Annotated in this window: 12 protein-coding genes; 4 read left to right on the top strand and 8 right to left on the bottom strand. The window is 60.1% G+C overall.

Translation table 11 applies throughout. From position 1 onward, the window contains the following. Positions 1-17: 17 nt before the first annotated feature. Both HDE72_RS02185 and HDE72_RS02180 read left to right on the top strand, forming a co-directional pair. Positions 18-479 (top strand): OsmC family protein, encoded by a 462-nt coding sequence (locus HDE72_RS02185; protein ID WP_183737076.1) that lies wholly within the window; start codon positions 18-20, stop codon positions 477-479. Beyond that, positions 480-1,133, top strand: coding sequence for an FMN-binding negative transcriptional regulator (locus tag HDE72_RS02180; RefSeq protein ID WP_183737075.1), 654 nt, complete (start codon positions 480-482; stop codon positions 1,131-1,133). It begins immediately after the preceding gene. 72 nt (positions 1,134-1,205) lie between these two features. Here the strand turns inward: HDE72_RS02180 and HDE72_RS02175 are convergent, their stop codons facing one another. Next, complete coding sequence (locus HDE72_RS02175; RefSeq protein ID WP_183737074.1) at positions 1,206-1,763, bottom strand: winged helix-turn-helix transcriptional regulator; 558 nt, start codon at positions 1,761-1,763, stop codon at positions 1,206-1,208. Between the two features lie 267 nt (positions 1,764-2,030). On the opposite strand from HDE72_RS02175, the gene HDE72_RS02170 reads away from it, so the two are divergent. Then, a complete protein-coding gene (locus HDE72_RS02170; RefSeq protein WP_183737073.1) occupies positions 2,031-2,264 on the top strand; it encodes a Csu type fimbrial protein in 234 nt (77 codons plus the stop codon). Here HDE72_RS02170 and HDE72_RS02165 read toward each other — a convergent pair. The 4 genes from HDE72_RS02165 to HDE72_RS02150 all read right to left on the bottom strand — a co-directional run bounded on the left by HDE72_RS02165 (position 2,261) and on the right by HDE72_RS02150 (position 6,992). Beyond that, on the bottom strand, positions 2,261-3,259 hold the full coding sequence (locus tag HDE72_RS02165) for a Csu type fimbrial protein (protein ID WP_183737072.1): 999 nt from the start codon (positions 3,257-3,259) through the stop codon (positions 2,261-2,263). The genes HDE72_RS02170 and HDE72_RS02165 overlap by 4 nt on opposite strands. Then, positions 3,259-5,451 (bottom strand): fimbria/pilus outer membrane usher protein, encoded by a 2,193-nt coding sequence (locus tag HDE72_RS02160; protein WP_183737071.1) that lies wholly within the window; start codon positions 5,449-5,451, stop codon positions 3,259-3,261. Before HDE72_RS02160 ends, HDE72_RS02165 begins: the two co-directional genes overlap by 1 nt. Before the next feature lie 258 nt (positions 5,452-5,709). Further along, the gene (locus tag HDE72_RS02155) at positions 5,710-6,453 is read right to left on the bottom strand and encodes a fimbrial biogenesis chaperone (protein ID WP_260176359.1); all 744 of its coding nucleotides are present in this window, start codon (positions 6,451-6,453) and stop codon (positions 5,710-5,712) included. A gap of 11 nt (positions 6,454-6,464) precedes the next feature. Next, complete coding sequence (locus tag HDE72_RS02150) at positions 6,465-6,992, bottom strand: Csu type fimbrial protein (protein ID WP_183737070.1); 528 nt, start codon at positions 6,990-6,992, stop codon at positions 6,465-6,467. Between the two features lie 346 nt (positions 6,993-7,338). Here HDE72_RS02150 and HDE72_RS02145 point away from each other — a divergent pair, with 346 nt between their 5' ends. Then, positions 7,339-8,133 carry a response regulator transcription factor gene (locus HDE72_RS02145; protein ID WP_183737069.1) on the top strand — a complete coding sequence of 265 codons (795 nt, stop codon included), beginning with the start codon at positions 7,339-7,341 and terminating at the stop codon, positions 8,131-8,133. A 16-nt stretch (positions 8,134-8,149) separates the two neighbouring features. On the opposite strand, the gene HDE72_RS02140 is transcribed toward HDE72_RS02145, so the two are convergent. From HDE72_RS02140 to HDE72_RS02130, 3 genes are all read right to left on the bottom strand, one after another. After that, entirely contained in the window at positions 8,150-10,708 is a 2,559-nt protein-coding gene (locus HDE72_RS02140) for a TonB-dependent receptor (protein WP_183737068.1), read from the bottom strand. A gap of 302 nt (positions 10,709-11,010) precedes the next feature. Next, the gene (gene pnuC, locus HDE72_RS02135) at positions 11,011-11,616 is read right to left on the bottom strand and encodes a nicotinamide riboside transporter PnuC (RefSeq protein WP_183737067.1); all 606 of its coding nucleotides are present in this window, start codon (positions 11,614-11,616) and stop codon (positions 11,011-11,013) included. A 98-nt stretch (positions 11,617-11,714) separates the two neighbouring features. Beyond that, positions 11,715-12,581 carry a pirin family protein gene (locus HDE72_RS02130; protein ID WP_183737066.1) on the bottom strand — a complete coding sequence of 289 codons (867 nt, stop codon included), beginning with the start codon at positions 12,579-12,581 and terminating at the stop codon, positions 11,715-11,717. Positions 12,582-12,672 lie beyond the last annotated feature (91 nt).

Raw genomic sequence — 12,672 nt, 5'->3', positions numbered from 1 at the left:
TTCACCATGGAATAGCCATGCAAGAGTTTTTCGCCACCGTCAGCTGGCAGCGCGCCGGCCAGGAGTTCGCCAATCAGCGCTACAGCCGTGGCCATGAATGGCAGTTCGATGGCGGCCTGCGCGTGCCCGCCTCATCGTCGCCGCTGTCCGTGCCGCTGCCGATGTCGGTGGCCGCGAATGTCGACCCGGAAGAGGCGCTGGTGGCGGCAGCATCGAGCTGCCACATGCTGTTCTTCTTGTCGCTGGCTGCCCAGCGCGGCTACACCATCGACGACTACCGCGACGACGCCGTGGGCGAAATGGGCAGGCAGGCCGATGGCCGCACCGGTTTTACGCGCATCGTGCTGCGCCCACGCATCGCCTTTGCCGGTACGCCGCCCACGGCTGACGCATTGGCGGCGCTGCACCACGATGCGCATACGCGCTGCTACATCGCCAATTCCCTGAAGGCCGATATCATCGTCGAGGAAGCCAGCTGAATGTACATGCCCGCCAGCTTTCGCGAAGAGCGCCTCGACGTGCTGCATGGGCTGATCACGGCGCATCCGCTGGGCGCGCTGGTGCATCAGGATAAGGATGGCTGGACGGCAGACCACCTGCCGTTCGAGATCGCCGCGCCCACGCCCAAGGCGCCGTTCGGCACCTTGCGCGCCCATGTGGCGCGCGCCAATCCCTTGTGGAGGACAACGGGCGTGCAGCAGGATACGCTGGTGATTTTCCAGGGCCCACACAGCTACATCACGCCGGCCTGGTATGCGGAAAAACAGGCGAGCGGCAAGGTCGTCCCCACTTACAATTATGCGGTGGTACATGGACACGGTCCGCTGCGGGCCATCACCGACCGCGCTTGGCTGCTGGCCCTGGTGGTACGCCTGACGGCGCGGCATGAAGCGCAGCAGGCCGCGCCATGGTCGGTGGCCGATGCGCCGGCCGGCTATATCGACAAGCTGTTGGCAGCCATCGTCGGCATCGAAATTCCCCTCACGCGGCTGACGGGAAAATGGAAGCTGGGGCAGAACCGCACGGCAGAAGACCAGTCGCGCATGGCGGCCGGCCTGGCGGCCAGCGGCATGCCCGGTGATGCGCAGGCATTGGCAGCGCTGATGACGGGCAAGGCCTACAAACAGCTCTAAAAAAAAGGCCGCTTGCGCGGCCCCAAGGAGGTTCACAGCAGACACCATGACGCCGCGAGGCGGCATTCTTGCCTAGGCCAGATGCCCTTCTGCCACCCAGCCGCGGTTGGCGGCAGGCGCTTTCGGCTTGGGCACGAAACCGCTGCCCTTTTCCGCTTCCTGGATGATGTTGCGCATGCTGTCGCTGGCAGCCGGCCCTGGCGCAAATGCGTAATACTCGTCATTGATGGGCAAGCCGGTGGTGGCGTCGACCAGCACCGGATCGGCGGCCAGGCCTGTGTCGCGGCTGGCGATCACCAGGCTGGGGCCTTCAGGGGCGAAGTTTTCATTGCCCCAGGCGATAAAAGCCAGCAGCACCGGCTTGAATGCGCGTCCCGACTTGGTCAATACATAATCGTAGCGTGGCGGCTTGGCGCAATACAGGCGGCGCGTCATCAAGCCGCCCTCCACCAGATCGGCCAGACGCCGCGTCAAGATGGTGGGCGCGATCTTCAGGCTTTTTTCGAATTCGTCGAAGCGCGTCTTGCCATAAAATGCTTCGCGCAGAATGAGGATGCTCCACCACTCGCCCACCTTGCCCAGGCTGCGTGCGATGGGGCATGGCAAGTTGTTAAAGTTGGTATGTTTCATGATCATCTCCTCGCGTAAATTTCAACACAACAATCGAAAAAGTTTTTTCCCAGCAACATCCAACTTCAGTTACTATCAAATAAAGAGTCATCGCTGCGCCATGACGACTGCTTGAAAATACACACAAAATCACACTTTTCTGGTTCCCGTACAATGACGGCTGTTGCAGATACTTCCCTCTTACAGACCCCTATCCCGGTGCGAAAGACGGTGTCAGCGAAGCTATTGCCCGCTGCCCACGCCCGTTTTTCACGCGACATATTCACGATGACTCCCCTGAAGTTTGCCGTCCTGCCAGCCCTGCTCGCTCTCTCCGTCTGCCAGGCCACCAACGCCGGTACCGCCACCGCCTCATTCCAGACCAGCCTGGTGATCCAGGAGTCCTGCACCATCGTCTCGCAGCGCAATAGTCACCAGGTACAATGCCGCCACAACACGCCTTATCTGATCCATCAGCAAGCCATGCCCTCGGGCAGCGGCCTGACTGTGATTACCTTCTAAAAATAAATTGTCGCCATCACGGTATCCTTGTAATCGCCGGGGGTCGGTGAAGTTTGCGCAGGCACCAGGCCATACACGGTCAGTGGCACAGTGGCGCCCGTGCCCGTACCGGTAACCATGCCGGTGCCGGCCGTGCCATCGCCCCATACAGTGGCGCCATCAAGCGTTGCCGCCAGGCGATAGCCGATGGTTTCGCCCGTGGCCGTATTGCGCATCTGCCGGTTGGCTACATTGCCCGTCACAGTGCCACCGTTGAAAGCAATCTGGTAAGCGCTGGCATTGGCGCAACGCACCGATAAACTGCTCGTGCTGCGCACATTGCCGCTTAACACGGAGGTACTCACGAACGCCATCGGGCTGGCAGTGATGGTGCAATTGTTGATCACTGTCGCGGTGACGTTAAAACTGACGCTGCCAGTGCTCACGGGACAACCGAGAATACTCAGCAACCCACAGGCGGCGGAGCTATAGCTGGCGATCAGGGTGGACGTATAGACGGTGTTGTTATTGTTCCCCACCACGGGCACGGATGGCAGGGTGGTTCCGGCCGGAATCTTCGCGTACACGGTGAACGGCGTGCTGAAGGTACCGATACCCAGCAAGCTGGCAAAGGTCGGGTTGATCGTCGACGGTGCGCCGGGCACGCTGGCGCCACCCCAGATCTTGGGCGTCGCATAACTACCATCCACATACAGGTTGTATTCGATCCGGTTGCTGCCATTGCCCAGATTGCGCGGCAGGGCCGAAGTCGAATTCGTGCCCAGGCCCAGGGAAACGACTGTGGTCACTGTTGGAATGAGCAGTGGTCCCAGATCGAGCAAAAAAAACTGGCAGGTCAGGGTACCCGTCCCTGTGGTCGTATAGTCTGTGGTGGAAATCGGACTGATATTGCCGAAATCAATATTGGTGATGCTGACCGAACAGCTCCATGCGGACGCCGTCGCGCTCCAGCTGCAGCCGATTATCGTCAGCAACACCATCAGCAGGCGGCGCATCACTGGCCTCCCCCGGTCACAGGCGTGCAGCGCACGGGGCCGATCACCGGCAAGCCGGTCGCCGGACGCTGGTAGGCAAAGTGCACCGTGCACAGGTTGTCGCCTTCGCCGATGCGTAAATCGTTCTCGGCTTGCAAGTCGTCGACAAAAGTCACGCCGTCAAAACCCACCAGGGTTTTCTTGCCGCTTTGTACATGCAGCACAGGCAGGCCGGTCGCCAGGAATTTTCCGGCGCTATCTTGCACGATGATGGTGGCGGCGCTGTAGCGTTCAACCGGGAAGGACGCGAGCACACCGGACAAAGACCTGGGCACCACATTGATATTGGTGACCGGCACGCGCGCATCGACATTGAGGTTATCCGTGTTGATGCTGATCTGGTTACTGCCATAGGCATTCAGATTTGGCACCAGCAAATAGCCACTGCCGCCCGTCACGCCGATCTGCCGGTTTTCACTGAGCACAGGCACGTCCGCCACGCCGCCGGTGGACACCAGCGCAAAGCCGTTACCCACCTGGCGCGTCATCGCTACATGGCCATCCATCAGCACCAGCGCGCCAGAAGCGCCCACCGAGCTTGCATTGCCCGCATCACCGCCTTGCACGCGCGCTGTCAGGCGGCCATCATTGCCCAGATAATCAAGCTGCGCCTGCCGATAATTAACGCTGCCCGTGGCGCCTGACTGCACGGCCCATCCCACACCGCCGCCAAAGTCTGCCGCGCGCTGTGCGCCGATGCTGCGGCTGTTCACGCCGTTCTGGCGGCTGGTATTGGCGTTGACCGAAATATTGCTATCAAACGCCAGGCTCAGGCCAAAGTAAAAGCCCCGCTTTTCACGCTCGCGCAAGTCCTGGAACAGGCTGGCATTGAGGAACAGTCCATGAAACAGCGTGGCCGAATAACCGAGCGTGGCGATTTTCGATGCAGGCTGGCCTTCTATCGTATAGCCGATATAGCTGAGGCTGACACTTTGTCCCGTCAGCACCGGTACGTTCAGCGAGACGCGGTCGGCCGTGCGCACGATGGGGCTGCCGTCGCGCGACGCCAGGTCGCCGAAGCCGGCGCTGGCGCGCGTGGTTTGCGTATCGATGCTGAAGCGGGGGCTCAGGTACTGGTAACCGGCGCTGAGCTGCAGACCGCTGCTGCTGCCCGTGCTGGCCGACAGTGAACCATTGATGACCCCCTTCTGGCCCATGCGCAACAAGGCGCCCGCGCCCGCCTGATACAGGCCGGCCGACAATTCCGTATGCCCTTCGACGGTCAGATCGTCGCTGATACCATAACGGCCGGTAGCACTGGCCACGGGTTTTCGCTCATAGCCAAACATGCGCTGGCCATAGTCGCGCCGCAAGACGCCTGCCTCGACCGAATAATCGCTCAAGCCCTTGGCCAGCATGCGCGTGTCCACATACAGGGGCAAGGTGGTCGACACGCTACGCCCCAGCGCATCATGCGTGATGATCGTGGCTTGCCCAGCGCCATTGATGCCGGTGACTTGATTGAGCACGAAGGGACCGCTGGGCACATTGGCCGTATATTGCTGTATCCCATTGACATACAGGCTCAGGGATGACGGCACGAGTGCCGTGCCATCGACCGAGGCGACCGGGAAGGTCAGCAAATCAGGGCGCAGCTGGAAATCCTTGCGCCATTGAAAACCACCCACGCGCACCGAGCGGCTCCAGGCCAGCGACGATGAAATCAGGTCGCCCAGTTGCCACGTTTCCAGGGTATCGGGATTGGCATGGTTCCAGAAAGTGTCAAAGCGCATGTATTTTGACGCGCTGCTGCCGAGATTGATCGTCCCGGTATTGCTGAGCACGCCGCTGTCATTGAAATAGCGCAAGTCGTTGAAAATGGCCGTGCGGCGCGTCTGGCCCAGTTCGGAATACAGTTCGTAATTGAGCACGGCGCCAGGCGTGACCTGGGATGGCGGTATCCGCCCCGTGTTGCGTGCATTGACCAGGTTAGGCGCACGCACCGCATCGCTGACGGTCAGTGACAGGCTCTGGCGCGCGGCATCATATGCATAGCTGAGACCGGGAATCGCGTCGAGCTCGACCTCGGTCTGGCCCGGTGCGCCAAGGCGCGCGGCGTCCAGTCCAAGCTGACGCAAATCATCCACATTGCCGCGCAAGCGCTTACCCACTTGGGTAAAACGCAAGATCAGCCCGGTTGACTCAGCATTCACATTGACCTCCAGATACAATTCATTCGGTACAGCTGGATCACCCGGCAAGCTGGCCGGACCGGGATCGGCCCCCGATACGGCCCCCGATACGGCTCCCGATACGGCTCCTGATACCGCGTCATCGGCCCTGGCCACTGATGCCCCCATGAGCAGCAGCACAGTCCAGCAGGCCCGCCATGTCAGTGACCGTTTCATGGTTTAACCCGGTAAAGCCCATGGTGATGGCGCGCAGGAAGAGCGCAGGCCATGACGGCAATGTTATGGAGTCGAATTCTTGGCAATGATCGCCTTTGCATTCACGTTGACCGAAATGGCCAGCACGCCATCGAGCGCGGCGTCATTGGCCACGGGCAAGCGCCACTCCCGCATACGCCCCGCCAGCACATAACCGAACAAGCCCTTGCTGATGAGATAGTCCGTGCCGGCCGCATTCTTGAACGTCATGGCGCCTATCTGCGCATGGAAATTGCCGCTATTTTTAATCCGCAGCATCCATTCGCCATCCTTGCGAAATACTTGCCAGTCCAACACTTCCTTGCCCGCGCCGGTCGCCGGCAGCAGGAACACGGGCACCGAATAACGCAAACGGATATCAACACCACTACGCTCAGGGTCCACCTCACGCGCCACCTCGTCGATCAGCACGCGGAAGGTACGTTCCAGCGCCAGCGGACCGGATGCCTGGCGCACCAGGCGGATGATCTGCCGGCCATTGGGGGCAACCTCGACAATAGGTGGACTGGCGATCAGCTCCTGCGTCACCGACAGCACTTCCTCACCACTGGCCTGGTCCCAGGAAAAGACGCGCACCTGGCCATACAGGGGCTTGTCGCCCAAATTCTGCAAGGTAATACCGGCCGAATTCTGTTCGGCCCGCATATTGATGGTGACGGGAGAAATTTGCAGATTGGCTGCCGTCGCCGGCATGGCGCCGAGCATGCTCAGCATCGGCGCCAGTGCCAGGAGTAGCCAGAAGTTGTTGAATGAGCGGCGTACCGTCATATGCACCCTGCCTAGAAATACACGGTTGCGGTAATCGTCGATTTATAGGCGTCGGGAGCGGGGGTCGCCTGCGCAGGCACCTGGCCATACACGGTCAGCGGCTGGGCCGAACCGTTACCGATACCGCCCAGGGTATTGGTGCCTTGCGTATTGCCCCACAAGGTGGTGCCTGCGGCCTGGAACAGGCTGAACGCCACTGTGCCCGTATTCGAACCGGTGCCGCTCATGAAGCGCGTGGTGCCGGAAGAACCGGTGCCGTTGCCCGCGTTCAAACCCACGTTATACGGTGTGGTATTGGTGCAGGTCACGTTGACGGTGGTATTGACGTTCACGGCAGTACTCAGTACGCCCTGCACTGAACCGAAGTTCAAAGGAGTCGCCGCGATGATGCAGTTGGCCACGATAGTCAGCGTGACATCGAAGTTGGCGGTGGCGCTGCCATTCAGATAGGTGGCGGCGTTGACAGGGATAGCCAGGGAAGCGGCACCGAGACTCAGACCGGCGGCGATGGCAAGGCGGGAAAATTTAGCACGTAACATAAAACCTCCTGATGATGAAACATCATGAAATGGCCCTTGTTATCAAGGGCGCTGAGGATAGTCACGGTATTGCCGGCGTTTTCTAGGGCACGCAAACCAGGACAGCATGAATACTTTTCAGTTGGCAGACGGGTTGGGTAGCCAGCATGTTTACATCGAAGACAAGGCAGATTTTTTTGCAATCGACATTGCTCTAAATCAATGTATGGCCCGATTATTAGCTATCTAAAAAAAAGTCGCTTCTGCTGGCGGTGAAACGACTTTTGAAATACGCGAAAATCAGAAAAAAAAATAAAAGCAGGGCATAATAAACCACAGCTTGCCTTTTGATTAAGCCGACCATTCCATGCCATTGACCAGCGAAACCGTCAAAAAAAACATCTTGATCGTGGATGATTCCGCGTTCGAGCAGCGCATGCTGACCGAGCTTTTAAGCGAGCAGCCCTATCGTTTCAGCGTTGCATTCAATGGCTATCAGGGCTACCAGCTAGCGCTGGCCACGCATCCCGACCTGATACTGCTCGATGTGCGCATGCCTGAAATGGATGGTTTTACGGCGTGCCGTTTGCTCAAGGCCAACCCCGAGACGGAACCGATACCGGTGATTTTTCTCAGTGGCGCCGATGCCGCCAAAGAGCGTGTGACGGGCTTGCAGGTGGGCGCCGTCGACTATATCGCCAAGCCGTTTACGCCCGAGGAACTGGCCGCGCGCATCCATATCCACCTGGGATTGATGCGCAGAAACAACACTGCCTTGCCTGCGGGGCTGGAGCCGTCCGACAGGCAGCAGCATCCTGACCTGGTCTTCGTCAACGCCGTCAAACAGCTGATCCTCGACAACCTGGGCGACTTGCCCAATCTGTCGGAAATTGCCCGCAGCGTGGGCACTTACCGCGAAAAGCTGACCTTGATGTTCCGCGAACAGACGGGCATGACGGTGTTTGCCTTCATCCGCGAGGCGCGTATCGCCCGCGGCGTGGAGCTGTTGCAGCAGACCGGTATCGATGTACAGGATATCGCCCTGCTGATCGGCTTCCACAATGCGGGCAATTTCGCCACCGCCTTCCGCGAACGCATGGGCATGACGCCCAGCGCCTACCGTCAGCGCCTGCAGGAGCGGCAGGCGTCAGCTTCACACTAACGCCCTCACGGCATGCTTAGAACTTGTAGTTCAGCTTGAGCGAGGCAAAACGGCCGCGCGGGTCAGCTTGCGTATAGTCGAAGCCGGTCGCCGAGTAGTCCCACGGTGCGCGCTTGTCGGCCAGGTTTTGCACGATGAAGCTGACGCTGGCCGCCGGCGTCACCTGCCAGCTGGTGCTGACATCAAACGTGCTGAAGGCAGCCACCGATTCATCCAGATGCGTGCTTTGCGCATAGCTGCCCACATAGGTCCAGGTCAGCGTCGACGACCACTTGCCCTGCTCCCAGGTGGCCGACGACACGCCGCGCCATTTCGGTATCGAACCAAAGTAATTGGTGCCGGCGCCATCAGTCAGCGGCGCACCGTCAGACAGCGGCTCGGCAAAGCGCAGCACGCGGCTCAACTGGCCCGCCAGGGTCAGCTTGCCCCAGTCGGCACTGGTGAAACGCTGGCGCAGATCGAGGTCGATGCCCGATACTTCACGCTGTCCCTGGTTGCGGTACTGGCGGTACAAGGTGGTGATGCGGCCAGCGGAGTCGCGCGTGATCTTTTGCGGCGCGATCGCTTCATTGGCGAGAGTGGTGACCGAGCTTTCCGTGCCGATCACGCCATCTTGCTTGATGCGGTAGTAATCGATGCCGATGCTGGAACTGGCGGTCGGTGAAATGACCAGACCCAGATTCAGGTTTTTCGAGCGCTCAGGACGCAATGCCGGATTGGCGGCCGTAATCACCGTCACCCCACGCAACTGGGTCGGCGTAACGGGATCTTTGGCATCGATCACGCTGCCATAGCTGACCGCCGTACTATTGGTGATTTCCGGCAGCGATGGGGCACGGAAGGCACGCGACAGGGTGCCGCGCAACAGCAGCCATGGCGCAGCTTGATAGCGGGCGCTGGCTTTCGGTGAAAACGCATTGCCAAAATCGCTGTAATGGTCGGCGCGGCTGGCCAGGTTCAGCGACAGATCCTTCACTACAGGCACATTGAATTCGGCGAACAGGGCCGACACATCGCGCGAACCGTCGATGATGTTAATCGCCGGGCGCAGCTCGGTGCCCGACAGGACGGCGGTCGAGGTTTGCGAATCCATTTTTTCACGGCGCCACTGCGCACCGGCGGCAAAACCCAGCGGGCCGGCCGGCAATTGCCACAGCTCGCGCGAGGCCGAGAAGTCCAGCGTATCGAGCGTCGAGACGGCCGGACGCAGGGTCGACAGGCGCAAGCTGTTGCGCACAGCCTCGCTGTTTTGCGCCGTGTCGAAGAAGTTGTAACTGCCATTGGCCAGCACCGTCTGGAAAGCATAGCGGTTGACGAAGTTCTGCACGGTTTCTTCCAGCTTGCTGCTGGAGTGGCCCACCGACGCATCCCAGTCCCAGCCTGCCTTCGTCCCCTTCAAGCCGGCCAGAGTGCGGTAAAAGGTGACTTTATCCTGCTTCATGCGCGGGCCCAGGTCAAACAGGGTGGCCGTGAATGGCAGCGGCGTGCTGCCCGGGTTATAAGGATTCCCCACAGGCAGGGCGACGTTAATGGTGTCGAGCGACTGGGTGCCGTTGTTCCAGGCGCGCGTGGCGTTGTTGACTGTCAGTGGCGCGCTGAAAGTCTGGTCGGCGCGCGAATAGCTGTACAGCAGATCCACATAGGCTTCGGTGTCTTCATTCACCTTGATGGTGGTGCGCAGCGACGAGTGGATGCGCTGGATACCCGGTATCAGGGTTTTGTAGGGGGCGGGATTGTAGGCCAGCACCTGGCCCGTCTTGCCTGGCGTGATATCGCCGTAATTCACCCATTGCAGCGGGCCGCTGGGGCCGCCCAATACCTTGGTCGGGTCGCTGCCCGCATAGTTGGTCGGCACCCAGGCCAGGGCGCCGCGCTGCTGGTTGCGGTAATCCGAATCGCGCATCCATGCCACATCGCTTTGCTGCAGCTTGTCGCGCTGCTGCGCATCGACCGAGAAGACCACGCTATAGCCATCTTCCTGCAGCTTGCCAAAACCCGTTTGCAGGGCTGCGCTCTTTTCATGCTGGCCCGTGCCTTCGGTCGAACTGCCGCCTTGTACGGTCAGCTCGGTACCCGTGAATTCCTGGTACAGGATGATGTTGACCACGCCAGCCACGGCGTCGGAACCGTAGATGGACGAAGCGCCATCCTTGAGCACTTCGATGCGCTGCACCGCCGCCATCGGCAGGCTGTTCAGGTCGACAAAGGTTTCTTGCAGGTTTTGCGCGGTGGCATAGCTGGCCACGCGCTTGCCGTTGACCAGGATCAGGGTATTTTTCTGGCCGATGCCGCGCAGCGACAGGCCGGCCGTGCCAGCCGAAAAACTGCCTGTAAATTGTTCGTTGTAGCTGTTGCCGCTATTGGCGGAAATGGAGCGTAGCACATCGGCGATGCTGGTCTTGCCGCTGGCTTTCATCTCTTTCGCGGTAATGACCTGGACGGCGCTGGCGCCCTCCTTTTCGCTGACGCGGATATTCGATCCGGTGACGTTGACGCGGGCCATTTCCTCCTGGGCATGAGCGAGGACGGGAAAGGCGGCGGCGATGGCAAGACTGATGGCGAGTGGTTTAAACATGGTTTCCTCTTATTGGGATTTCAGCCTTTTGCATGAGAAAGGCCGAGCAGGAGCACGCGGACCGGATGGGTCAACGGGCACAGGCAGCGTGGGAGTAAATAACTGAATTACAAAACTACGAATAACTTGGACGCGCCCGCATCGGCATGCACATGCAGGGCATGTACAACCGGGCGGCGGGAAAAATGGCAGAATTCGTAAAACACAACATAAAAAACACCGGTGAGCGGAGAAATTCCACTATATCGCGGTGTTATTATGATGTGAACGAATTAAAAATTGATTGTATATATGATTTGAATCTAAGGCAGGCTAGCCCCGGCTCCTGATGGCGCGTCAGCAAGCTCCACTGCACGGCGGGCCTGGAGACGCCACCAGTACCACGACACCAGCGCATTGATCCAGTACGCCGCATACAGCACGGCCGTCAGGGTCAGGCCACGGCTGTAGTACAGCGGCACGGCCACCGTGTTGACCATCAGCCAGAAGGCCCAGGTTTCCAGGCGCCGGCTCATCAGCAAAAATTGCGCGATCACGCTGAACACCAGCACGGCCGAATCGATGAAAGGCGCATACGCATTCGTGAAGCGGTGCAGCAACAAGCCATAGATAACGACGGCGGCCACGCCGGCCGGCACGATCCAGGCCAGGCTGGACCATCCCACGCGTGTGATCGGCAAGGGCTGGCCGCCCGCGCCACGCCGCCATTGCAGCCAGCCGATGGCACAGGTGACGATGAAAAACAATTGCAGCAACACATCGGCGTACAGATTGACCTGATAAAACAGCACGGCAAACAGCACGCAGCCGACGATGCCTATCCACCAGGAATGAATATTATTGCGGCCGGCCAGGATGATGGAGGCAGTCATCAGCACGTTGGCGGCGATCTCGAGCGGGGGAGTCAAGCGGTCTTCCTTTGCGGTGGGGGTGCCGCAACTATAGCCGATTTGGCGTGGCCAGGAAAACCTGCCGCATCCCGTTTGTTACGGAATGCGGCAGAAGCTCAGGACGCGATGGCGGCGAAGCGGCCTTGCCGGAAATCGTCGAACGCCTGCACGATTTGCGCCTCGGTGTTCATCACGAACGGGCCGTGGCCGACGATCGGTTCGTCAATCGGCTCGCCGCTGAGCAGCAACAGCACCGCATCGTTATTGGCTTCGATGCGGATGCCATCGCCGTCACGCCCCAGCAGCGCCATCTGCGCTTCGCGCACCACACTGTCGCCATTCACCAGCACCGTGCCGTGCAGGACGATCAGCGCGCCACCCCAGCCTGGCGTGACCGGCAAATGCGTCACCGAGCCTTGCGCCACACGCATGTCCCATACCTGCATCGGCGAAAAGGTGCTGGCCGGTCCCTGCTGGCCGGCGAATTCACCGGCGATCACGCGCAGGGAACCGGCGCCGTCCGGCAATGTCACCGTCGGTATGGTGGCGCTGGTAATGCCCTGGTAGCCGGGCGCCGTCAGCTTGTCCTTGGCCGGCAGGTTCACCCACAGCTGCACCATTTCCAGGGTGCCGCCCGCTTGCGTGAAGGCGGGCGAATGGAACTCTTCATGCAGGATGCCAGCGCCAGCCGTCATCCATTGCACGTCGCCGGGGCCGATCACGCCGCCCTGTCCGGTCGAATCGCGGTGCGCCACCTCGCCCTGATAGACGATGGTCACCGTTTCAAAACCACGGTGCGGATGCGAACCCACGCCGGGCGGACGCGTAGCCGCTGCAAATTGCGCAGGGCCCGCATAATCGAGCAGCAAAAAAGGGTTCAGCTGCTTGCCATGGTCCTGATACGAAAACAGCGAGCGCACGGGAAAACCATCGCCTACCCAGTGCTGGCGCGGTGCGCTGTAAATACCTGTGACGGTGTTCATGACTCTCTCCTCGTGAGTTGTAACTGCGATGACTACAGCATAGTGTTGCAACGATAAACGCGATAGACGGTAAAACGGCCATCAGCGTTCT

This window comes from Janthinobacterium saanense, from assembly GCF_014200675.1.
GTDB lineage: Bacteria > Pseudomonadota > Gammaproteobacteria > Burkholderiales > Burkholderiaceae_D > Janthinobacterium.
This window is presented reverse-complemented; position numbering and strand designations above follow the sequence as displayed.

What these genes read in the sequence shown, in the direction of transcription:
- HDE72_RS02185 (WP_183737076.1), top strand. Translation starts at nt 18, where the DNA reads ATGCAAGAGTTTTTCGCCACCGTCAGCTGGCAGCGCGCCGGCCAGGAG.
- HDE72_RS02180 (WP_183737075.1), top strand. Translation starts at nt 480, where the DNA reads ATGTACATGCCCGCCAGCTTTCGCGAAGAGCGCCTCGACGTGCTGCAT.
- HDE72_RS02175 (WP_183737074.1), bottom strand. Translation starts at nt 1,763, where the DNA reads ATGAAACATACCAACTTTAACAACTTGCCATGCCCCATCGCACGCAGC.
- HDE72_RS02170 (WP_183737073.1), top strand. Translation starts at nt 2,031, where the DNA reads ATGACTCCCCTGAAGTTTGCCGTCCTGCCAGCCCTGCTCGCTCTCTCC.
- HDE72_RS02165 (WP_183737072.1), bottom strand. Translation starts at nt 3,259, where the DNA reads ATGCGCCGCCTGCTGATGGTGTTGCTGACGATAATCGGCTGCAGCTGG.
- HDE72_RS02155 (WP_260176359.1), bottom strand. Translation starts at nt 6,453, where the DNA reads ATGACGGTACGCCGCTCATTCAACAACTTCTGGCTACTCCTGGCACTG.
- HDE72_RS02150 (WP_183737070.1), bottom strand. Translation starts at nt 6,992, where the DNA reads ATGTTACGTGCTAAATTTTCCCGCCTTGCCATCGCCGCCGGTCTGAGT.
- HDE72_RS02145 (WP_183737069.1), top strand. Translation starts at nt 7,339, where the DNA reads ATGCCATTGACCAGCGAAACCGTCAAAAAAAACATCTTGATCGTGGAT.
- HDE72_RS02140 (WP_183737068.1), bottom strand. Translation starts at nt 10,708, where the DNA reads ATGTTTAAACCACTCGCCATCAGTCTTGCCATCGCCGCCGCCTTTCCC.
- HDE72_RS02130 (WP_183737066.1), bottom strand. Translation starts at nt 12,581, where the DNA reads ATGAACACCGTCACAGGTATTTACAGCGCACCGCGCCAGCACTGGGTA.